Below are 19,519 nucleotides of genomic sequence, written 5' to 3'. Positions count from 1 at the left end.
GGAAACCACGGCGCCTGACTCCGAATGAATAAGGGGTAGCTTGAGCTAGGTTAACTTTGTAAGCGGACTTATAGGTCCGTCAACCGCCTGGACATTGGGGGAGGGCTTACGCTGCTCGACCAATTACCGGATTCGGCGTAGTCGGACGATCTCGGGCGTGGCGGCGACCGGTGGGTTTGTCCCATTCCACGGCATGACTTTGCGGTCATTCAATGGCCACAATTGGGGGCGACGGGCAGAGATATGGCTTGGACGCTAGATATTTCAGCTTCGCTCGGCTTGAGAAGAATCCTTCGACCTGCGCAATAGGCCGCAACTTGGTCACATATTACAGCTAAACGATTGAATATTTTTTCATTTCGACATTTTGCCAACCGGCATGCAGCGCGCATGGAAATGCTGTTGATAACCACCGCCTCCCAAAAATCGTGATAGAAAGGATCGATCCGCGCCATGACTGCTCGATAATGATCGCGGCAATAGATTTCATACTCATGCATCGGCATCGGCGCTTGCGCGGCGCCGTCGCCGGATGAACTGATGCGGCCCAATTGGACTGAAGGCCAGCGCCCAGCCATACCGGCCTGCTCATAGATTTTCCGAAACCAGCACGCTGCTGCGAATTGCTCTTCGGTCAGGCGACCCGCTTGATATGCGGCTTCTATCTGCCCACGCTGCACCCTGCGGACGCTTTTGGCCGTTCGGATGGTTCCTGGTAGCTGCTTGGGCGTGAAGGACTGAACATCACCCTTAGCCAGCCATTCCTCGGTCGGACTTTCTACTGCTTCGTCAAGGTGGACATAGACGCCTTGCTTCAATTCCAGTTGCGCCTTCTTGCGCGCTGTCTGCCGGGCCTTCTCATTGCGATCTGCGAGAGCCAACTTCCGGGCGCGGCGCCTTTCTGCACGCTGCGCCAACTTCACTCGCTGAACGGCGTCCATCGGATCTTGGCTCATTTGCGCTTCCCGTACAGATTGGCAGCGGCGGCCTCGATCAACTGGCGGGTCAGGCCCTCCATCTGGCGAAGCTGTTGGGCGGTAAAGGCCACGCCGCCGTGCAGATGCCAAAATTCCTTAGCCGCCTTACTCGGCCCGCTTGGGTCCGGATCGCGGGCCAGATGGGCGAATTTGCCGAGGGGATGCTTCCTCATGCCCGGCGCCCCTTCTTGACGGCCTTCTCGACTTCGATGCGATGCCAACCAACCGCAAGGCCAGCCGCGACAATGGCGCGTTCGATCTCGCGGCCGTGCAATTCCTCGATCCGCGCGGCGATGAAATCGGTTGGGGCAATGATCCGCAAACCATCGTCGATCAGGATCAGGGCGCAGGGGGCAATCCAGCGCCCATAGGCTGGTTCACCCATGATGCCTTTCACGGCCCGATGCAGCGCGGCCGATGCCTCATCCTCCTGGGCCTTGCTGGCCGCATGGGCGGGGGCTGGGCGATCCTTTGCCGCAACCCGCGCGACACCGCCCGTACCCGCCGCAATGCCTGCTTTGGCGCCGCGCATGACGTGCTGGTGGAGGTCAATCACGCGGGCCGCCCAGATACCCGCCCAATCGCGTTGCTTGTCCCCCCGCCCACGGCGATAGCTGGCGAAGGCTTCGCCCTCGGCCTCGTAGGCACCGTCAGGCCATTGCAAGGCACAAGCCTGCGCAGCGGGCGGCAGTTCCTCCTTCCCCGGCAAAATCCAATCTTCAGGAAACGGCGCGCGCTCACTTCCCCCGTCTTCGGGGGGTAGGGGGGAATGGTTCAAGGAGGGTTCAAGAGGGGTTTGTGTCAATATTTTTGACGGGTGGCGTCCAGAATTTTGACGGGTGGCGTCAATATTTTTGACCCGTCCAAATTTTTGACCCGTCAATATTTTTGACCCGTCCAAATTTTTGACGGGTTCTTTTTGCCCTCGCTGCTTAGCGTCTTCCTTGCGCTGGTGGGCCGGGACCAGAGGCAGGGCCTCGAGGTTCTCGACCTTGATCTGATATTCGGTGGTGTAGCCATTGGGACAGGTCCGCTGCCCCACCTCTGCAAGCAGCCGGTCACCCACCAACGCGGCGATGGTATCAATCACTGTCTGGCGAGTGCAGCCAAGTTCATCGGCAATGGTTTGCTTGCTGGCCCAGATGCCAGAACCATCATCGCTGGCCTTATCTGCCATCAGCATCATAACGGCCGTGCGCGACAATTTTCCCACTTGCCGCTTCAGGACCTCGGAAACGAGATGATTGCTCATAGCGCACCCCCGTTCTTGAAATGGGCATCGAGGGCCGGTCCAAAGAACTCCGACCGCAATCCGGCTTCTAGCGTATCTGCCAGCCGCGCGAGATCGATGGTGCCTGCGACGTGGATAGACCCGCTATAATCCAGCGTTCCGCAATGGGTCAGCAGGCCGTCCGAGGCTTGCCGTGCCAGTTCCTTGGCGGCGGCATTGACGATGAGCCACGAGGAACGCCGGGGCGGTGTCATAGCCGTGCTCCCACGGTGATAATGAAGCGCGCGGTAATTTCTTTCCCGAACGAGACGGTAGGGGTGGCGAACAGCACATCGTTGATGCCCAGCTTCTGCGCGATCCCATCGAGATAGGCCTTCAGCGCGGCCACAGTGTTGTCGGAATCCGGGTAGGGACCGGATGATTTGCGCGTGGCATGAACATGCACCGGGATCTTGCCCGATGGAAATTCGGCCTTGTTGCGCCCCAGCGCGGCCCATGTTGCGGTGAATGCCCATTCTCTGTGCTTTCTGGTGAGCTTGGCTTTGAGCTTGGTCGAGAGCGTGCGCCCGTTCGGCCAAAGGATCTTGTGCGGATAAGGAAGGTCCACGGTCAGAGCATGGATCACGCTCATCTGTTGATGTCCCCTGTGGGACCCCCATCAGATGGGCGGGGAGGCCGCGCGCGAAGATCCATCTGGATCTGGCGCGTGGTTTCCTGTTTCAGGCGCCTTCGAGCTTCCTGCCGCCGCAGCGCGCGGGTGCGGTTGCCCTTGGCCACGGCGGCGGATTTACGACTGCGCGCTTCGATAATCTGGTTTTCGGCGGCATCGGCGCGGGCGCGCCATGCCTGATAGGCTCGCCACGCCAGCACCGCCCAAATCAGCAGGATGGCGATGGTGGCGCCCGCGACAAGGATCAAGACGGTGCTGGCCATCATCAGCCTCCCGTGTTCAGGACAGGGGGCCAAGGGACAGTGGACAAGCCCTCAAGGATCAGGTCGCTGTTCTGCCACAGCCGGGGCGGATCTTGCCCGTCAGGTGCGGAATTGCTGGCGGCGAAACGCGCCATGATGTCGTGCAACTTGTCCGAAAGGCTGGTCCTGCGCGCCAGAACCATGCTGCGCTTGATGAACTCGCAGCATTGCTTGATCAGCGCGGGGCTGGCGCCCGCCATGGCTTCGGCAATTGCCCAAATCGTGTCTTCATCGACCGCGTATGGAGCCATATAAAGCTTTACGATAGCAAAGCGTTCATCTTCGCCTGGATAGCCAATTTCGATCTGCATTTCGAAGCGACGCCACAAAGCGCCGTCGATGCGCTTGTTCTGATTGGTCGCTGCGAAGAGAAGCCCGTTGAACCGATCAAATTCCTGAAGCAGGGCAACGGTGATGTTCGACATTTCGGCGCCCGCGCCGCCGCCGCCCAACTGATCACGGTTTTTGGCCAGAGCGTCGAACTCATCGAAAAACAGGCCAATGTTGTGCCGGTCGGCGCGCGCCGCCTTGAACAATGCACCAATATTTTGACCCGACTTGCCGATATACATGCTGGCAATCTCATGGCAGGCAATCACCAGCATCGGTTGCCTGAAGCGTGCCGCAACATGGTGCGCCAACGTGGTTTTTCCGGTGCCTGGCGGGCCATACAGCATGCAGCGCTTGCGCGGCTTTACGCCCACGGCTTCGAGTTCAGCCGCAGCGTTCATTTCCAGCATCCATTGCTGCAAAGCGCCTCGAACGGGAGGCGTCAAAATCGGCGGCTGAGACTCATTGGGTATTACCACCCGCCCAAAGGCTCCAAAGGTCTTTTCAAGGTCGCCCTGTGCCGAGTTGATCTCAAAAGGGCGCATTTCGCGGGGCGCGCTCATTTCTTCTTGCCCTCCTTATCCAGAAGGACATCGCGCAGGCCCGACACATCGGGCGCGGAAATGACGCCATCGCGCTCAAGGCGTTCGATCAGATGTGCAGCTTTGCGGTAGCCAATGCCGAACGCCTTGCGAAACAGCGTTACCGAAGCGCGCTGTTCCTGAAGCACGAAGGCGCGCACAGAAGGATAGGCTTCATCGAGATCGCTGTCGTCCGCCGGCGCGCCGCTGTCTTCATCGTCGGCTTTGCCTTCCTGATCGGCATCTGCGCCACTGTCGGCATCAACTGCGTCGGGATCTTCTTGGCCGCCTTCCTGATCGCCATCATTTGCGGCATCATCGCCCTTGGGCTTACCCTTTTTGGCCGGGCGCAGCGCTTCGGGAATGTCCATGCCATCGCTGCCAAGCTCCTGGCACCAAGCTTCGTCCCATGCCGCACGGCGCGGATCGCCGCCGGGGAAGGGGTTGGTCAGAACATCTTGCCCGTTCTGCGCAGCCTCGCGGCCCATCTGGGAGGCGCGGGCCAAATCGACTTCGGGCATAAACTTTTCAGGTGTGGCCTTCGGTGCTTCGGTATCGGCGTCCTTGCCGTCCGCGCTTTCCTCCTTGGGCTTTGGCGGCTTCTTCGCGCTCAGCTTCTGAAGCGCATAGTCGCCCAGCGGCGTGCCATCCAGCATGCCGAGGGCACCGCGATAGATCTGGCGCATCGCCTCTTCTTCGCGGCGCTCTTCGGGCGTCTTTTTGCGCTCCTTGATCGCCCATTGAGCCGTCTTGGTGCAGAAACCATCGTTCTTCATCGCCTTGAGCCGGTCTTTGCGCTCAAGTTTCAGTTCTTCGATTTCCGCATCAATCCGCTCGATGCCTTCGATATGCAGCAGCAATTTTTCGGACGTGTTCGGCCCGTTGCTCATAACTTTCTCCGGAAGGTTATGGGTCGATTCGAGCGGGCGTTAGCCCACCAGCGGCCCGGAATGACGCGGCGTGCGTCAGTTTGTTCCAATGCCCTTCAAACGATCCGCCTCGCCCAACAACGCGGAAAGGTGAGGCATCAAAGGGCGAATTTGATCGGCCAGCGTGAGCGTTTCATGATGATCGCGAACGCCATCGGATAGGGCTTCGACCCATCGACCGACAAAGCGCGAAAGGCTGGCGATTGTCTCGAAATCCTGCGCGGCAACAGCCGTCAGCGGCCTGACCTGAAACCCGTACAATTTCAGCACTTCGTCCAAAGCGGTCGGGCTGGCCAACAGGCTGCCGAGCGCCGTGTGAAATTCAGGTACAGACTCGCCGGTCAGAGCGCGGTTGATCGTCTTGATGTCAACGCCGATACAGTCGGCAAAGGTGCCCTTGCCCATGGCGTGGCATTCGCGTGCCCAGCCAGCCGCCAGAGCGGCAGATGTGTCCTGCTTGGAAACAGGATGAGGGCGGACTTGTCTGCCCAAATCACGCATCTTGGCCTCCATGAAAACCAAGACGTTCAGCAGGAATGAAATACCGCGCCTCCCCATTGCCATCACGGGGCAGAGCGGGCGGGCGCAGGATCTCGATCTTGCGGTTGGCGAACCGATGATGGTTGATGTAGCCGCGTTCGTTCAGCGCAATCATCATTCTGTGAACAGAGCTTTTGGACATGACGCCAATCGCGCGCCCGATTTCGTCATAGCTAGGCGATTGGCCATCATTTCTTGCCTGATAGCCCGCGATGTAGCGCAGCATTTCCATCTGGCGATGGGTGGCCGAGAAGATCGGGGAGGCGTTCATGCGGCGCTCCTGTGAACCGAAGAATCGTTGCGCCACAAACCGTTCGCATTACCGATCTGGGAAGGAGCGCCGCGAAAGAGAAGGAAGTCCCGAATGGCCGAATTTCTGTTCGATAAGGAACGGTTGGCAAAGCTTGAACGTGAAGTTGCCTCGCTCAAAGAAGGTTTGCGCGGAACGGGAGTTGCAATCGCGATTGCTCTGGAAGAGGCGTTGGGCCAGCTTGTGGATGAGCGTAAAATTACGCCGCAAACCCGCGATGAGATTTTCAATCGGGTGCGCGATAAGTCAGCCATCGTGGCGGCAAAAAGCATCCCGCTGGCGCAGGCGATCCATGGCGCATTGGGCAAAGGGCGATAGGTGGTCACGCAAACGGCCCTTTAACAGCGCCGGTTTCCGCTACATCACGGATCTCGTGTTCTTCCACCCGATATTGGCTGATGGCACGCCCAGCCGCATAGGCCGCCTGAATGCGCGAAAGGGCATGAGCGGCCCTGACCGCTTCTTCTCGCGCTATCTCGCGGATGCGGGCTTCCTGCTCGGGGGAAAAGGCACTGCTCAAGGTCGCATTCCACTCGTAAACAGCTTTGATTTGCTTGCGATGAGCAAGCCTACGGCGAACAGCGCCGCCACCCGTAAGGAGGAAGTACCCCATGGATAGGACTGAAGCTTTTGAGGTGCTTGCGCTGAAGGCGCTGATGATTGCGGCCGACTGCGCCCATACGCTTGCCCATGCTGAGGCGATTGTTGGGCGACGGATGATGTCTCCTGATCGCACTCAGAAGCTGGCCGCTGATCTGCGTGCATCGGCTCAGATTTTGGAGCAGTTGCCGACGCGTTCAGATAGCGCTCAATCGATGCCCGGAGAAAATTTACCGCCTCGCCTAGCGATTTATCTGGATCTTCTTGCGAAACAGATCGGAGGGACGCTGGATGGCCAAGCTTAGGATGGATGGCGATGCCGACCGACTGCGACCGCAGCCACGCCTCTTCCATCAAAATATCCTCAGGCAAGCGCTCTTGTTGAAGGATATGTTCGGGTGTGATGGGGGTGCTCATTGAAAGCCGTGTTCGACATCAATGCCAAAGAAGTCGTTGGCGGTGACTGCCCCGTCCGTTTCGGCGGCGATGAGCGGCATGGTGATGCGATCGGGGATGCGCTCCCCAGCCACGTATCGACGCACCGTTTCCGGGGCACGGCCCAGCCGTCCAGCCAATTGCGCGGTCGTAACACCGCACAAACGCATCCATTCCTTGAGAGGCATTCTGACAACTCCTTGCAACACCATAATGGTGTTACTCGCGCTCTCAAGTCAACACCAAAATGGAGTATGGGCGCGCGGCACCAATTTGGTGCAGAATGGGTTATGGCCAGCGTCAACAACATTGCTGTATTGCGCGAGAAGAGGCAGTGGAGTCGGCCCGAGCTTGCTCGGCGCATGGGCACATCCCCTCAACAGGTTGAGCGCCTGGAGAAGGGGCAGCGCAACCTCAAGCAAGAATGGATAGATAAGGCAGCTCAAGCGTTTGGCGTGGAGCCAGCGGCCATTATTACGCCGATGGATGGGTTGGAATTGCCAGTCGTAGGTTTTGTAGGCGCGGGTGGCGCAATTACATTTGAGGATGCCTATGCGCCCGGTGATGGCATGTACTTTGCTGCGCCCATGCCGGGTATGGATGCATCTAAGCTGATTGGCTTAGAGGTACGCGGCGACAGTATGTACCCTATTTTTCGAAATGGGCATATCGTGTTCATCGGTCGGGATGGCTGGGACCGCGTAGAAGATGATGCTTTGCAAGACTGGGCCGTTTGCCGCCTGACCGATGGACGCACCCTACTGAAAGAGATAAGGCCTAGTCGAGATTCTGGGCGTTATGATCTGATTAGTCAAAATGCCCCGCCAATTGAATCTGTTGAACTTCAATGGGCTACGCCTGTATTAGGTCACCGCCGTCGCAGGTGACGCGAAGGCTCCGTTCATTAGGCCTGGTTATTTTGCGCAGCGGTTTGATCTTCATAAAAGATGGACCATTGGAAGGCTTGAGAGTTTGCGATCAAGCTGGCCATCTGTGTATGGCCAACATAACACCAAAATGGTGTTGACATTGCGACACCATTTTGGTGTTATCGTCCGGTAACTTGCCGGAGGATGACATGCAATCAACCGCATCTAAGATTTTGCCGGATGCCGACTCCGCAGCAGCGCTCGGCCCCGAACCTGTTCCCACACCGCTTGAGCGGACTCTAGTCCTGCGCGCTGCCAGAAAGACCGGCACGGCCCTTAACGAATTTCTGCGCTATATGGCCAATGGCGAAAATAGCGCCATGTTCGCTTTTGAAGAGGAAATTGCGTCTCTTCTGGCCGATGCTTTGCGCATGGCTATCGAGATCGAACGGCCCCGCCTTGAGCTTTCCTCGGTTGTGACCGAAGAAGAAGTCGGGGCCATCGCAAACCTGCATGCCGCCATCATCGCTTATCAAGGGGTATGGGGCCGTGCGTGATGGGCAGGTGATCACACCCATTCCCGCGCCGGGCTTTCAGCGCATCAACCATCAAACTGCCAAGTTGCCGCTGATGTTGATCGAAACGCCGCGCGGGCAGATTATGGCGGATGAGGCGCCGGGGTTGCTCACCCTTGATTTCAAGCGGCCGAATGGCCCCACCACTGTTGGGGTGCTTGTTTATCGTCTTTTGCCTAGCGTGGGTATGATCGCACAGATGGATGCGGCCACGGCGCGGAAAACTGGCCAGTCGCTCATTGCGCTTGCCGATGCGATCAATGCGCAAGAGGCCAAGCTGGCTGCCGAGAGGACAACATGAGCCGGGGCGCATTGCTTCACGGCATTGCCCTTTGCGCCGGCTGCGCCCTTGGCGCGCTTTACGCGGTCATTCGCACCCATTTCTAGCCGTTCGTAGGGAGATACCCTCATGGCTAAAGTTTCTGATCTTCCGGTGCGCCAGCTTCAGGTTTTGTCGATGGCAGCACGCGGCGTTTCGGCCAAGGCGACAGGGCGTGCGCTGGGCATTTCGCAGCGCAGCGTCGAGCATTACCGCCGTCAGATCCGCTCCAACCTGGGCGTGGCCGAACTGGCTGAAGCCACCGCGATCTTTGACGCTCACCATAGGGAGACGCGCAATGCCCGCTAATGTCTTCGAGGCTATGGGCTTTCCGCCCCAGGTCCGCGGTGCGCTGGCAAAAGCCAGGCCCCCGATTACCGTTATTGGGGACCTGATCGCCATGACGCCCGCTGAATTGATGCGCGTTCCTGGCCTTGGCCCGCTGGCCCTTAACCAGGTCGAAATCATCCTCTCCACCCATAAACTTTCGCTGCGGGCGAAGGGGGGCATATGACCAAGCCACGCTTGCCCACTGATGCCGTTCTCAGCCTCCGCCCCTTCAACCCGCAAGAAGCAGAGGAAGCCGATTACGTTGTGTGCATCAATGCCCGTTCGATGTCTGGGCATCCGGGCTATGTCCGGTGCGATTGCGAATTTTGCGGTCGCAAGGTCATGCATCTTCCCTCTGCCCCGTTAAACCCAATGAAAATTTGCTTCTCCTGCGCTCTGGAAACGCTGCATTCCGGGGAGCCGAACTGATGGAGCATATACATAACTTGCCGCTGTTTGGCTGGTTTCTGGTGATCGCAGGCGCCCTGTGCGGCCTGCTGGGGCTGGGCCTATGCTGGTTTCAGACGATGGATATCGATTTTCAGCTTGGCCCTGTCGATGGCGATGACGCCACCCCTCCATCCTTTCCAACGAGCCCGTTGGGTCGCCTCGCCCCTGCACCCGAGGAAATCGGGGCAGGGGCGAAAACCTCCACGATAGAGTCGGAGTGCCTGCCATGAACGTAAGCACGGGCATGACCTGGCCCTTTGGCGACCTGATGCCGCTTGGCTATGACTTCTTGCTGGTCGATCCGGCAACGCGGTTTAAGACCTATTCGGCCGCTGGGCAGGCCAAGGGGCCGGATGGCCATTACCCCACCATGTCTTGGGATGATCTCGGCCAGATGCCGGTCAGCCAGTTGTGCCGGGGCGATGCGATCCTGTTCCTTTGGGCCTGCTGGCCGACGATCCGCGAGTCCATCAAGTTGATGGACGATTGGGGCTTTCGGTATGTGACCGGCGGCGCGTGGCACAAGCGGACCACGCATGGCAAAACGGCCTTTGGCACCGGCTATCGCCTGCGCAGCGCCAGCGAACCCTTTCTGATCGGCACGCTGGGCAATCCGGAGACGGCCAACAATGTCCGCAACCTCATCGAGACGGAAGATCTCGATTTGATGGACGAGAAGGCGCGCGGGCATAGCCGTAAGCCGGATGCCCAATACGATTTTTGCCAGCGCCTTGCGCCCCGCGCGATGCGCTTTGTCGAGTTGTTCGCGCGGCAGCGTTACCCCGGCTGGGATTGCTGGGGCAATGAGGCGGACAAGTTTGAAGTGGAACCCGCGTAATGATGGAAGCCCCCCGGCCACGCGCCGCTAGGCAACGGCAGCCTGGTGTATCAGCCGCCAAGACACGCAAGCTGGTTGCCGTTGCGGTCGAGGCCGCCATGGCGGCCGGGGTGAAGATCGGCGGTATCGAGATTGCCCCCGATGGCACGATCCGCGTTTTGCGCCAACAGGCCGCTGCTAGCGCGCCTGGCGATGCCTATGATGCATGGAAGGCTGGATCGGCCGTATGAGGCCTGGTGCTCCCCATATCGTCGCTGTGCGCAAACCCGGTAAGCCAGTGCGCTGGTATGTCTATGCGTGGCGCGGCGGCCCGCTGGTGGAAAAGACGGTGGGGACCGTTCGACCGAAGCTGACGGCTGACATGATCCGCAAGATTGCACGCCTTCAGGAAGAGAAGGTTGAGAGGGCTGTCGATAATACGATCGGCGGGCTGATCATTCTCTATCGTGCAAGTCCTGAATGGAACAGGTTGTCGGACAGCACCAAGCCGACCTGGCGTATTTGGCTGGACCGGATCGACACGAAATTTGGCAAGGTCCCGCTGAAGGCAGCAGAGGATCGACGCTTTCGCGGTGATATTCTGGACTGGCGGGATGAATGGGCCGACAAGCCGCGTAGCGCGGATATGGCAATTCAGGTGTTTGGTCGGCTCTTGTCCTGGGGCGTTGACCGGGGCCGCCTCGAAAGCAATCGAGCATCCGCCATCGGACAGCTTTACGAGAGTGATCGTTCCGACCTGATCTGGGAAGCGCACCACCTTGAAGCCTTGAACGCTCACGCTTCGCAGGAGGTTCAGGAGGGTGTCGAACTGGCGGCATGCACCGGCCTGCGCCGCACCGATCTTGTCCGCGTTCCTTGGAAGGCCGTGTTTGAACACGCGATCATCTGGCAGACCAGCAAGAGCCGAGGCAAGACTCGGATCGTGGTGCCGCTCTTGCCGGAAACTCGCCTTCTGTTGGAACGGATCAAGGCGCGGCATGCGGCTGAAATGGAATTGAAGGTGCCCAGCCGCCGGAAAGACCTGCCGCCGACGATTCTCGCTAATAGCCGTTGGGCGCCCTGGACGCCCATGGGCTTTGGCTCACGCTTCAACGATGCCAAGCAGGCTAGCAAGGTCGATCTCAATCTGCATGACTTGCGTGGCACGTTCGCCACCCGCTGCATGATCGCCGGTCTGACAGATCAGGAGATTGCCGATATTCTCGGCTGGGGCACCAAAGAGGTGGCCACAATCCGGATGAAATATGTCGATCAGGGCCGCGTTGCGGTGGCAATTTCCGAGCGAATCTTGGGCCAGCGCCAACGAGAACAAACTGGCACTGAGTAAAACGCTTTGTAAAACGCTTTTGATGGAGTTCGCTAAGTGTCTGAAAAATTGGTCGGGGAGACAGGATTCGAACCTGCGACCCTCTGCTCCCAAAGCAGATGCGCTACCAGGCTGCGCTACTCCCCGACACGCCGATGCCCCTAGGATTGCACGGCATTTAGCGCAAGGGGAAAAAGCTGTTACACGCATATTGCCGTGAAACGATCCCCCGCCGATTTTGCAAAGGCATGGTGGGCCCGGCAGGACTCGAACCCGCAACCTAGCCGTTATGAGCGGCCAGCTCTAACCATTGAGCTACAGGCCCCAATCCATGCTTTGCGCAACCTGCGTTGTGCCGCCCCGCGTTAGCCAAGCCTTTTGGTTCAGGCAAGAGGGCTTTACCAACAGCAACAGCGTCAGGTTCAATCGAAAAGTGTCGTTTCCATCACTTCACGCACGCTGGTTGGCTTGACCCCGCGTCCGATCAGCAATTCAAAGACTTGACGCCACCATTCATACATCTCGTCCAGATCCGTCTCGGTCCGCACATAGGGCGTATGGCCGGGGCACAGCGAAGGGCTGTGAAAAGACAGCACGATCATCGGCAACCCTTCATCAATGGCAATATTGGTCGCGCGCAATGCTTCGCTGACCGTCACGCCTTCGGGCGTCAGGGGAATGCGCTCCAGCAAGCCGAACCGCGCCATGGCCCCGCGCAGGCGGTCAACCTTTGACAGTTTGGGATAGAGCCATTGGCCATAATGCCGCAGCAAGCCGGAAAACACCGTGGTCAGCGGCATTTCCATCAAACGCCCCGGTTGCCCCACCCAATAGGGACGCAGCGGCAGATCGCGGAAATTGGGGCCGCCCCAACCGCTGTAATCAAAACGCGACCGCACCGATGTGTCGATCGCAACCCCGGCCTCGTGCAAGACGTCGGCGGTATTTGGCCCGATGCCATAGCGTCCCGCGCGATAGATCATCGGCGCTGCGCCAAAATTATCGGCAATCGTGGCATGCAGTTTCAGGAACTTTGCCCGTTCAAGAGCAAAGGGGAGGTTGCCTGAAAAGCTGTTATATTGGTTAACCTCCTCCTCATACGGAGGGTTAACCCAAGGGTGCAATTGGACCCCCACTTCGGCCCGTCCGGCCAGAACCGCATCGCGCAGCAGTTCCGCCGCCAGTTCCGATGTCGCCACCGGATAGTCGATCAGATAGATCGGGACGATGCCAAAGCCTTCGCAAAATTGCTGAAACTTGCGCAGGCGTGAAACCGTATCCACCCGATGCCGCGTGCGGGTCAACGGCTTGGTCCAGTCGAATTCCTCTTCGGTATCGATGGTTACGACAAAACGCTGCCCGACGCCTTCGCGGAAACGCACAAAGGCGTCCGGCGCGGGCTGATCGGTAATTCTATGAGAAGACAAATCGGCCCCCTTGCCGCACCATGCGTTCAAGCCATCGGCGTTTCAAACACTTCCTGCTCGCCCTCTGATACTTGGCTAAGGTTAACGGCCTGTACGGTCAAGCTTGGTAATGTAAGCAAAAGTTGCTGTCCATCACGCATCAGATGACCGCCCGCGGCCCGCGCCTCGACCATGGCCAGCCGCAGGGCAAAGCCCGTTCCGAACATGCTGGCCACCATGGAATGCGAGCCGGGATGGGGCGCGGCCGATTGCGCGGCGGCGTGGAACAGCGCGTCATCGCTCATGCCGGCCAAAACCTTGGGCAAGGTGAAGCGGGTCTTCATCACCGTTCCGCCATGATGCACTGTGATCGGCAAAACTTCTCCGGCCGCACCATTGCCCGCCAACGTGGCCAGCAGACGCCAACAGAGCCGTTCTGCCTCCGTCCCATCCAGAGCGATAGGGCAGGGCTGATGATGGCCCTGCAAATGAAACACCGGCCCATTGGCGTCACCCGCCATGCGCGAAACCAACGCATCAAGCGCCGCGGCCAGATCGCACTCCCCACTGGCCAGCGACAAAGTGCCGCTGTCCAATCGGGCATAGCGGTCCAATTCCTCAAACCCGGCCAGCATTACCGCGCTGTCGGCGGCGACCACCGCAGCAAGCGCCCGATATTCATGCGGGGTGGGGCCAAACAACTGTTGCTGAATAACCTCGGCAAAGCCCTGTATCGCATTGACGGGCGTGCGCAATTCATGAAGCAATTGGCGAAGGCGGTCCGTCTCGCTGTCCTTTACCGGCGGCGTTGCGGGCGCGGCAGCGGTGGGGGCGGGGCGGCGGAATCGGCCCAGATGACCGATATAGCGCCCACCCAACGGATCGAACCGGGGCACGGCGTCCACTTGCCAGTTACCGGCGATGGCGGGCGCCCCGGCCAAGGTGATCGGAACCGCGCGAAAGGGTTGATGCAGCCGTACGGCATTCGCGCCCGGCCCATTGCCGCCCAACCCATAGCCCACGACCATAGGCGCGACGCGCGCCTCGGCCCAGACAATGCGGCCTTCGCCATCGCTGGCAAAGTCGAAGGATTGGATGGCCTGGCTCGCGCTGGACTTCTTGGGGGCCGCGTGGCGGGCGATTTCGGGCGCGATATTGTTTTCGCGCGCCTGACGAAAGGCTTCGATTCGGCGGACCAATGCGCCGATCGTATCTTCGGCCATGGGCGAGGATGGCGATTGAAAACGGGGCGCGCGCGACGGCTTGGCCGGGGCTTCTGCCTGAACCGGTTCCTCAACCGGCGCAGGCGCTGCCTTAACCGTTTCCGCCGCCGGTTCATTACCCGGCAGCGCGCGGTCACCAATCCCCAAACGTGCCAACAGCGCCCGGACCGGCGCGCCCAAATCGCGTCGCGACCCCAACGCCCCGCGCGAGGCAATCGGAAGGGCAGGGATCAGGTCAAGCCACTGTTCATCACTTAACCGCGCGGCATTCAACGCCGCATGGGCCACCACCGGTTCGGCCATCGCCAAGGCTGAGACAAGGCGCGGCGCGCGCAGGCGCACACCTGGCTGTCGAAGAATGGCAGCGCGATCCGCCGACGCGATACGGCCGGACAATTCCCCCAGCCGCATATAGGCCAGATCGATCATCTCCCCCTGCTCCTCAACCGGCAGCGTGCCCAGCAGATCCAGCAATTGCCGGAACTGGATACGCGCAACGCCAGGCCCGACTGGCGTCAGGCGAAGAGCGGTTGCGAGGCGGTCGTCATAGCGCATGGGTTTTTGTATCAGCGATTCCGGTGTTTCCGATGGCCTTTCAACGCCATTACGGGGTTAAATCCTAGCGAGTGGTTAGGAAGGCGTATGTAACCTGTGTACAACTTCAATTCTCATCCTATCACACCTGCGTCCGGGTGAAAGAGCGATGCGAGGTGGCGTTGCAATGTGGGACGATTGCGGCCATAGATAATAATATTAGCATGGTCCGCAACAGATGGGCTGATTCTTTCAACAAAGGTGATCCGTTCAATCGGATGGGTCGTTTCGCCGCACAACGCGGGCCGCAAATGGGGAAATTTCGGGCTTATGGCCAACCTTGATCAGATCGACCGGCGCTTGCTGGCCGAATTGCAGGACGAGGGCCGCGTTACCAATGTTGAATTGGCCCAGCGCGTCGGTTTGACGGCTCCCCCATGTTTGCGCCGTGTCCGTGCGTTGGAAGAAGAAGGCGTGATCCGCGGTTATCATGCCGAACTGGACGGTGCCAAGCTGGGCTTTTCGATCACGGTTTTTGCGATGGTGTCGTTGAAAAGCCAGGCCGAAGAAGCCCTGCGCGGTTTCGAGGATCACGTACGCGGGCTGCCCGAAGTGCGTGAATGTCATATGCTGAATGGCGAAATCGACTTCATTCTCAAGATCGTATCGCGCGATCTTCAAAGCTTTCAAGAATTCCTGACCAGCAAGCTGACCCCGGCGCCGAATGTGGCCAGCGTCAAGACTTCGCTGACGATCCGCACGTCGAAGCATTTGCCGGGTGTGCCGTTGGAGGATTGATTTTCAGTCGAGGGATGCCTCCGGCGGGCAAAGGGCGGCGGCCCTTTGCAATCCCGATATTGTCGATGTTGCGCCAAAGGGTCGGCAAAAGCTGAATAGCGCATCGTTTTAAATTGAAAGCCTGCGGCGCGGTTAGCTCGACCTAACCGCGCCGCAGGCTTTTCCAATATTGCCACCACCACAACGCCAATGTTTCAGCACCACCCCATTAACGGGATTGCAAAGGGCCCCGCCCTTTGCCCGCCGGAGGCATAAAAAAGACCGGCAAGAGAATATTTCCCCCACCGGCCTCTTTTTCCGATAACGTGAAAAATATCAGCGGTTAGCTAACCATTCTTCAAGCCACTTGATCGTGTAATTGCCGGTCTTGAAATCATCCACGTCCAGCAAAGCCTGATGGAGCGGGATGTTCGTTTTCGGCCCCGTGATCGCCATTTCCTCCAGCGCGCGCTTAAGGCGCAGGATGGCGCCCTCGCGGGTGCGGCCATAGACGATCAGCTTGGCAATCATCGAATCGTAGTAGGGCGGGATGCGATAACCGGCGTAAAGCCCGCTATCGACGCGCACATGCAGGCCGCCCGCCGCGTGGAAATTCTCCACCAGCCCCGGCGAAGGAGCGAAGGTGAAGGGATCTTCGGCATTGATGCGGCATTCGATGGCATGGCCACGGAATTCCAGCTCATCCTGGCTGACCGACAAAGGCAGGCCATCGGCGATACGGATCTGTTCACGGACAAGATCGACACCGGTGATCGCTTCGGTAACGGGATGTTCCACCTGCAAACGGGTGTTCATCTCGATGAAGTAGAACTCACCGTTTTCCCAAAGGAATTCGATCGTACCGGCCCCGCGATAGCCCATGTCGGCCATCGCCTTGGAGACGATACCGCCCATGCGCGCGCGTTCCTCGGGCGTAATGACCGGCGAGGGCGCTTCTTCCAGCACCTTCTGGTGGCGGCGTTGCAGCGAGCAGTCGCGTTCGCCCAGATGGATGGCATTGCCATTGCCGTCGCCAAACACCTGAAATTCGATGTGGCGCGGGTTGCCAAGGTACTTTTCGATATAGACCGTGGCGTCGCCAAAGGCAGCCTTGGCCTCGCTGCCAGCCTGCTGCATCAGCGTTTCGAGTTCATCCGGCCCGGTGCAGACCTTCATGCCGCGCCCGCCGCCGCCACTGGCCGCCTTGATGATGACCGGATAGCCAACTTTTTCGGCGATACGCTTGGCGTCTTCGATTTCCGAAACCGCGCCGTCCGAACCCGGCACCAGCGGCAGACCGAGAGCACCAGCAGTACGCTTGGCTTCGACCTTGTCGCCCATGGTGCGGATATGTTCAGGCTTGGGCCCGATCCAGATCAGGCCATGCGCTTCGACGATTTCGGCAAAGCGGGCGTTTTCCGACAGGAAGCCATAACCGGGGTGGATCGCATCAGCGCCGGTGATTTCCGCCGCGCTGATGATGGCCGCCACGTTGAGATAGCTGTCCTTGGCCGCGGGCGGGCCGATGCAAACCGCATGGTCGGCCAGCCGCACATGCATCGCATCGGCATCCGCCGTCGAATGCACAGCCACCGTTTCGATGCCCATTTCACGCGCCGCGCGATGAATGCGAAGCGCGATTTCGCCGCGATTGGCGATCAGGATGCGTTTGATGGCCATAATTCTATCAGCCGATCACAACCAGCGGCTGGTCAAATTCGACCGGCTGCCCGTTTTCGATGTTGATCGCCTTCACGGTGCCCGCGACGGGGGCCGTGATGGGGTTCATCACCTTCATGGCTTCGACGATCAGCAGCGTTTCGCCCGCCTTGACGGCCTTGCCCACGGTGATGAAGTCCGCCGCGCCCGGTTCGGGGGCCAGATAGGCCGTGCCGACCATCGGCGATTTGACCTGCGTGCCTTCGACAACGGCAGGAGCCGCCGCAACCGGCGCAGCGGCGGGCGCCGCAGCAGGAGCAGCCGCGACGGGAGCCGCAGCAGCAAGCGGCATGGCCGGCGCATAGGCCGGTGCCGCAGGCGCGACCGCAATATTGCGCGCCACGCGGATTTTGCGGCCGCCATCGGCCACTTCGATTTCGGTCAGGCCCGTATCGCCCAGCAGAACCGCCAGCTCGCGCACAAGCGCAGCATCGACGTTCATGCCGGATTGGATGTCGCGGCCCGTTTCAGTTTTGTCGCCCATGAAATCCCCTTGGCGATGGTTTATCAGGCATGGCCCCTATCCCTCTCGACCTTGGCAGGCAAGGGGAAAGCGGGCGTTAACCAGTGGCAAGCGCCCGCCAAGGCCAAATTCCGGGTGAAATTACAGGATCAAGGCCGCGTCGAGCGCGATCTGGTAGGATTTTGCGCCAAACCCGGCGATGGTGCCCTTGGCGGCCATGCCGATATAGCTTTTGTGGCGGAATTCCTCGCGCGTGTGGGGGTTGGACAGGTGGACTTCGATCACGGGCAACTGAATGGCCTTGATCGCGTCATGCAGCGCGACGGACGTATGCGTATACGCACCTGCATTCAGAAGCACCGCCTTGGCCCCGATTTCACGCGCTTCATGCAGCCAGTCGACCAGATCACCTTCATGGTTCGACTGGCGGCAATCCACGGTGACGCCCTTTTCTGCGCCCTGCTTGATCAACGCGGCGTCGATGTCGGCCAGCGTATCATAGCCATAGATTTGCGGCTCACGCGTGCCCAGCAGATTGAGGTTGGGGCCGTTGAGAACGAAAATGGTCGTCGCCATGGTGTATTCTGCCTGAAACTGTTTGCGTTGCAGGCGTCATACAAGGCCAGAGGCGGCGGGCAAGGTTTAGCGGTCAGACCCGGCCACTTTGCCCCATTGGCGCGCTGCGGTATAACCCAGATAGCCAGTGCCAAACAAAGCATAGAGCCCGTCGGGCAGGCTGTTGAGCCATAATTTGACGCCGTTGGTGACGGCCGCCGCCAATGGCGCGCTTATGGCTGACAACAGGCCCATCGGCAGGCTGAGCAGGATCATTCCATACATAAGGTAGAGGAAGCTGGGCCGGGCGCGGCTGACATAACGGTCGGGGGATGTGATTTCCGCGACGATGGGGCCGGTTGAAGCGGGCGGGGTGTTGCGGTCTGGCGATTCGTTCATGCGGATCTCCTGAGTTAGGGATCGGCAATAACCAAAATGGTTATGGTAGGAAAATCTTGCGGAAATTACGCAACAAAAAAGGCGACCGCCACATGGGCAATCGCCTTTTTGAAACCAATTGGTCGGGACGAGAGGATTCGAACCTCCGACCCCCACACCCCCAGTGTGATGCGCTACCAGGCTGCGCTACGTCCCGACCTTGGTTGTTTCCGGTAGGGCCGTCGCCCTGCCGGAGGCGCGCCTATAGGAGGGCTTTTTCGGCGTGGCAATCACCTTTTTGCATTTTTCTGGCAATTTTTTTGCCTTGAGGATCAGAACCCAAGCATTTCGGGGCTTCGCGCGCGTGGCGCCCGTTGCGTTGATATGATCCGGATAAGCTGCTAGGCGCTCATGCACTTCGGGGGAGGCTGGAGAAGGCAGGATATTTTCGGCCTTTTCGGGCCTTGGTCCGGTTCCTGTTATTCCTGCGCAAGGGTGTTTTCCCGTGTCGATCCAAACGCTTTCCATTCTTTCCGCCGCCGCCGCCGGTGGCCAGCCGCCCGCTTGGCTGCAATTCCTGCCGCTGGTGCTGATGGGCATTGTCATGTGGTTCCTGTTCCTGCGTCCCCAGATGCAGCAGCAAAAAAGCCACAAGTCGAAGCTGGAAAGCATCAAGAAGAACGACATGGTCGTCACTGCCGGTGGCCTTCTGGCCAAGGTTGTGAAGGTAGAGGATGATTACCTCGATCTGGAAATCGCTCCCAACACCCGCGTCCGTGCGGTCAAGGCGACGATTTCGGATGTGGTTTCGCCCAACGCGGGCAAGCCTGCCAACGATTAAGGCCATATACGCCCCGCGCTTGAACAGGCTG

32 protein-coding genes and 3 tRNA genes are annotated in these 19,519 nt (G+C 59.4%); 14 read left to right on the top strand and 21 right to left on the bottom strand.

Annotation, left to right across the window (positions count from 1 at the left end; all coding sequences use genetic code 11):
• Positions 1 to 209 precede the first annotated feature (209 nt).
• The 10 genes from AC2S2E_RS13535 to AC2S2E_RS13490 form a co-directional block, all read right to left on the bottom strand.
• Positions 210 to 956, bottom strand: a complete 747-nt coding sequence (locus AC2S2E_RS13535) for a hypothetical protein (protein ID WP_486522694.1) — start codon at positions 954 to 956, stop codon at positions 210 to 212.
• A complete protein-coding gene (locus AC2S2E_RS13530; RefSeq protein ID WP_486522693.1) occupies positions 953 to 1,150 on the bottom strand; it encodes a hypothetical protein in 198 nt (65 codons plus the stop codon). The genes AC2S2E_RS13535 and AC2S2E_RS13530 overlap by 4 nt, the downstream gene beginning before the upstream one ends.
• Positions 1,147 to 1,641, bottom strand: a complete 495-nt coding sequence (locus AC2S2E_RS13525) for a hypothetical protein (RefSeq protein ID WP_486522692.1) — start codon at positions 1,639 to 1,641, stop codon at positions 1,147 to 1,149. Before AC2S2E_RS13525 ends, AC2S2E_RS13530 begins: the two co-directional genes overlap by 4 nt.
• 584 nt (positions 1,642 to 2,225) lie before the next feature.
• Entirely contained in the window at positions 2,226 to 2,462 is a 237-nt protein-coding gene (locus AC2S2E_RS13520; protein WP_486522691.1) for a hypothetical protein, read from the bottom strand.
• On the bottom strand, positions 2,459 to 2,839 hold the full coding sequence (locus tag AC2S2E_RS13515; protein WP_486522690.1) for a hypothetical protein: 381 nt from the start codon (positions 2,837 to 2,839) through the stop codon (positions 2,459 to 2,461). Before AC2S2E_RS13515 ends, AC2S2E_RS13520 begins: the two co-directional genes overlap by 4 nt.
• Entirely contained in the window at positions 2,836 to 3,144 is a 309-nt protein-coding gene (locus AC2S2E_RS13510; RefSeq protein ID WP_486522689.1) for a hypothetical protein, read from the bottom strand. The genes AC2S2E_RS13515 and AC2S2E_RS13510 overlap by 4 nt, the downstream gene beginning before the upstream one ends.
• Positions 3,144 to 4,073 (bottom strand): AAA family ATPase, encoded by a 930-nt coding sequence (locus AC2S2E_RS13505; protein ID WP_486522688.1) that lies wholly within the window; start codon positions 4,071 to 4,073, stop codon positions 3,144 to 3,146. Before AC2S2E_RS13505 ends, AC2S2E_RS13510 begins: the two co-directional genes overlap by 1 nt.
• Positions 4,070 to 4,981, bottom strand: coding sequence for a DNA translocase FtsK (locus AC2S2E_RS13500; RefSeq protein ID WP_486522687.1), 912 nt, complete (start codon positions 4,979 to 4,981; stop codon positions 4,070 to 4,072). The genes AC2S2E_RS13505 and AC2S2E_RS13500 overlap by 4 nt, the downstream gene beginning before the upstream one ends.
• Before the next feature lie 75 nt (positions 4,982 to 5,056).
• Positions 5,057 to 5,521, bottom strand: a complete 465-nt coding sequence (locus AC2S2E_RS13495; RefSeq protein ID WP_486522686.1) for a hypothetical protein — start codon at positions 5,519 to 5,521, stop codon at positions 5,057 to 5,059.
• Positions 5,514 to 5,831 carry a LexA family protein gene (locus tag AC2S2E_RS13490; protein ID WP_486522685.1) on the bottom strand — a complete coding sequence of 106 codons (318 nt, stop codon included), beginning with the start codon at positions 5,829 to 5,831 and terminating at the stop codon, positions 5,514 to 5,516. Before AC2S2E_RS13490 ends, AC2S2E_RS13495 begins: the two co-directional genes overlap by 8 nt.
• A gap of 93 nt (positions 5,832 to 5,924) precedes the next feature.
• Between AC2S2E_RS13490 and AC2S2E_RS13485 the strand changes: the two genes are divergently transcribed.
• On the top strand, positions 5,925 to 6,188 hold the full coding sequence (locus AC2S2E_RS13485) for a hypothetical protein (RefSeq protein WP_486522684.1): 264 nt from the start codon (positions 5,925 to 5,927) through the stop codon (positions 6,186 to 6,188).
• A gap of 4 nt (positions 6,189 to 6,192) precedes the next feature.
• On the opposite strand, the gene AC2S2E_RS13480 is transcribed toward AC2S2E_RS13485, so the two are convergent.
• Entirely contained in the window at positions 6,193 to 6,483 is a 291-nt protein-coding gene (locus tag AC2S2E_RS13480; RefSeq protein WP_486522683.1) for a hypothetical protein, read from the bottom strand.
• Here AC2S2E_RS13480 and AC2S2E_RS13475 point away from each other — a divergent pair.
• Entirely contained in the window at positions 6,482 to 6,775 is a 294-nt protein-coding gene (locus tag AC2S2E_RS13475; RefSeq protein WP_486522682.1) for a hypothetical protein, read from the top strand. The two genes, AC2S2E_RS13480 and AC2S2E_RS13475, sit on opposite strands and share 2 nt — an antisense overlap.
• 108 nt (positions 6,776 to 6,883) lie before the next feature.
• Here AC2S2E_RS13475 and AC2S2E_RS13470 read toward each other — a convergent pair whose 3' ends face one another.
• Positions 6,884 to 7,093, bottom strand: coding sequence for a helix-turn-helix domain-containing protein (locus AC2S2E_RS13470; RefSeq protein WP_486522681.1), 210 nt, complete (start codon positions 7,091 to 7,093; stop codon positions 6,884 to 6,886).
• 102 nt (positions 7,094 to 7,195) lie between these two features.
• Between AC2S2E_RS13470 and AC2S2E_RS13465 the strand changes: the two genes are divergently transcribed.
• The 10 genes from AC2S2E_RS13465 (at position 7,196) to AC2S2E_RS13420 (ending at position 11,613) form a co-directional block, all read left to right on the top strand.
• Positions 7,196 to 7,792, top strand: a complete 597-nt coding sequence (locus tag AC2S2E_RS13465) for a LexA family transcriptional regulator (protein WP_486522680.1) — start codon at positions 7,196 to 7,198, stop codon at positions 7,790 to 7,792.
• Positions 7,793 to 7,968: 176 nt separating this feature from the next.
• The gene (locus AC2S2E_RS13460) at positions 7,969 to 8,331 is read left to right on the top strand and encodes a hypothetical protein (RefSeq protein ID WP_486522679.1); all 363 of its coding nucleotides are present in this window, start codon (positions 7,969 to 7,971) and stop codon (positions 8,329 to 8,331) included.
• The gene (locus tag AC2S2E_RS13455; RefSeq protein WP_486522678.1) at positions 8,324 to 8,650 is read left to right on the top strand and encodes a hypothetical protein; all 327 of its coding nucleotides are present in this window, start codon (positions 8,324 to 8,326) and stop codon (positions 8,648 to 8,650) included. Before AC2S2E_RS13460 ends, AC2S2E_RS13455 begins: the two co-directional genes overlap by 8 nt.
• A 108-nt stretch (positions 8,651 to 8,758) precedes the next feature.
• A complete protein-coding gene (locus tag AC2S2E_RS13450; protein WP_486522677.1) occupies positions 8,759 to 8,977 on the top strand; it encodes a LuxR C-terminal-related transcriptional regulator in 219 nt (72 codons plus the stop codon).
• A complete protein-coding gene (locus AC2S2E_RS13445; protein WP_486522676.1) occupies positions 8,967 to 9,182 on the top strand; it encodes a hypothetical protein in 216 nt (71 codons plus the stop codon). The genes AC2S2E_RS13450 and AC2S2E_RS13445 overlap by 11 nt, the downstream gene beginning before the upstream one ends.
• On the top strand, positions 9,179 to 9,427 hold the full coding sequence (locus AC2S2E_RS13440; protein ID WP_486522675.1) for a hypothetical protein: 249 nt from the start codon (positions 9,179 to 9,181) through the stop codon (positions 9,425 to 9,427). The genes AC2S2E_RS13445 and AC2S2E_RS13440 overlap by 4 nt, the downstream gene beginning before the upstream one ends.
• Positions 9,427 to 9,678, top strand: a complete 252-nt coding sequence (locus AC2S2E_RS13435) for a hypothetical protein (RefSeq protein WP_486522674.1) — start codon at positions 9,427 to 9,429, stop codon at positions 9,676 to 9,678. Before AC2S2E_RS13440 ends, AC2S2E_RS13435 begins: the two co-directional genes overlap by 1 nt.
• Positions 9,675 to 10,286 carry an MT-A70 family methyltransferase gene (locus AC2S2E_RS13430; protein WP_486522673.1) on the top strand — a complete coding sequence of 204 codons (612 nt, stop codon included), beginning with the start codon at positions 9,675 to 9,677 and terminating at the stop codon, positions 10,284 to 10,286. The genes AC2S2E_RS13435 and AC2S2E_RS13430 overlap by 4 nt, the downstream gene beginning before the upstream one ends.
• Entirely contained in the window at positions 10,286 to 10,516 is a 231-nt protein-coding gene (locus tag AC2S2E_RS13425) for a hypothetical protein (RefSeq protein WP_486522672.1), read from the top strand. The genes AC2S2E_RS13430 and AC2S2E_RS13425 overlap by 1 nt, the downstream gene beginning before the upstream one ends.
• Complete coding sequence (locus AC2S2E_RS13420) at positions 10,492 to 11,613, top strand: tyrosine-type recombinase/integrase (protein WP_486522671.1); 1,122 nt, start codon at positions 10,492 to 10,494, stop codon at positions 11,611 to 11,613. The genes AC2S2E_RS13425 and AC2S2E_RS13420 overlap by 25 nt, the downstream gene beginning before the upstream one ends.
• A 49-nt stretch (positions 11,614 to 11,662) precedes the next feature.
• Here AC2S2E_RS13420 and AC2S2E_RS13415 read toward each other — a convergent pair.
• From AC2S2E_RS13415 to AC2S2E_RS13400, 4 genes are all read right to left on the bottom strand, one after another.
• Positions 11,663 to 11,739, bottom strand: a tRNA-Pro gene (locus AC2S2E_RS13415).
• A gap of 102 nt (positions 11,740 to 11,841) precedes the next feature.
• Positions 11,842 to 11,917 (bottom strand) — tRNA-Ile (locus tag AC2S2E_RS13410).
• A 97-nt stretch (positions 11,918 to 12,014) separates the two neighbouring features.
• Positions 12,015 to 13,019, bottom strand: a complete 1,005-nt coding sequence (locus AC2S2E_RS13405) for a polysaccharide deacetylase family protein (RefSeq protein WP_486522670.1) — start codon at positions 13,017 to 13,019, stop codon at positions 12,015 to 12,017.
• A 26-nt stretch (positions 13,020 to 13,045) separates the two neighbouring features.
• Complete coding sequence (locus AC2S2E_RS13400) at positions 13,046 to 14,776, bottom strand: histidine kinase dimerization/phospho-acceptor domain-containing protein (RefSeq protein ID WP_486522669.1); 1,731 nt, start codon at positions 14,774 to 14,776, stop codon at positions 13,046 to 13,048.
• A gap of 309 nt (positions 14,777 to 15,085) precedes the next feature.
• Between AC2S2E_RS13400 and AC2S2E_RS13395 the strand changes: the two genes are divergently transcribed.
• The gene (locus AC2S2E_RS13395; RefSeq protein ID WP_168602778.1) at positions 15,086 to 15,553 is read left to right on the top strand and encodes an Lrp/AsnC family transcriptional regulator; all 468 of its coding nucleotides are present in this window, start codon (positions 15,086 to 15,088) and stop codon (positions 15,551 to 15,553) included.
• Positions 15,554 to 15,868: 315 nt separating this feature from the next.
• Here the strand turns inward: AC2S2E_RS13395 and accC are convergent, their stop codons facing one another.
• From accC to AC2S2E_RS13370, 5 genes are all read right to left on the bottom strand, one after another.
• Positions 15,869 to 17,212: an acetyl-CoA carboxylase biotin carboxylase subunit gene (accC, locus tag AC2S2E_RS13390; protein WP_476103618.1), complete on the bottom strand. Its 1,344-nt coding sequence runs from the start codon at positions 17,210 to 17,212 to the stop codon at positions 15,869 to 15,871.
• A gap of 7 nt (positions 17,213 to 17,219) precedes the next feature.
• Entirely contained in the window at positions 17,220 to 17,735 is a 516-nt protein-coding gene (gene accB, locus AC2S2E_RS13385; protein ID WP_486522668.1) for an acetyl-CoA carboxylase biotin carboxyl carrier protein, read from the bottom strand.
• 120 nt (positions 17,736 to 17,855) lie between these two features.
• Positions 17,856 to 18,290: a type II 3-dehydroquinate dehydratase gene (gene aroQ, locus AC2S2E_RS13380; protein ID WP_486522667.1), complete on the bottom strand. Its 435-nt coding sequence runs from the start codon at positions 18,288 to 18,290 to the stop codon at positions 17,856 to 17,858.
• Between the two features lie 66 nt (positions 18,291 to 18,356).
• Positions 18,357 to 18,668 carry a 3TM-type holin gene (locus AC2S2E_RS13375; protein ID WP_476103626.1) on the bottom strand — a complete coding sequence of 104 codons (312 nt, stop codon included), beginning with the start codon at positions 18,666 to 18,668 and terminating at the stop codon, positions 18,357 to 18,359.
• A 119-nt stretch (positions 18,669 to 18,787) separates the two neighbouring features.
• Positions 18,788 to 18,864, bottom strand: a tRNA-Pro gene (locus tag AC2S2E_RS13370).
• A 288-nt stretch (positions 18,865 to 19,152) separates the two neighbouring features.
• Between AC2S2E_RS13370 and yajC the strand changes: the two genes are divergently transcribed.
• Complete coding sequence (gene yajC / locus AC2S2E_RS13365) at positions 19,153 to 19,488, top strand: preprotein translocase subunit YajC (RefSeq protein ID WP_476103628.1); 336 nt, start codon at positions 19,153 to 19,155, stop codon at positions 19,486 to 19,488.
• The last annotated feature ends 31 nt before the right edge of the window (positions 19,489 to 19,519 follow it).

Source organism: Novosphingobium sp. 550D (genome assembly GCF_057401885.1).
The sequence above is the reverse complement of the archived record's forward strand: the minus strand, read 5'-3'. Positions and strand labels throughout refer to the sequence as shown.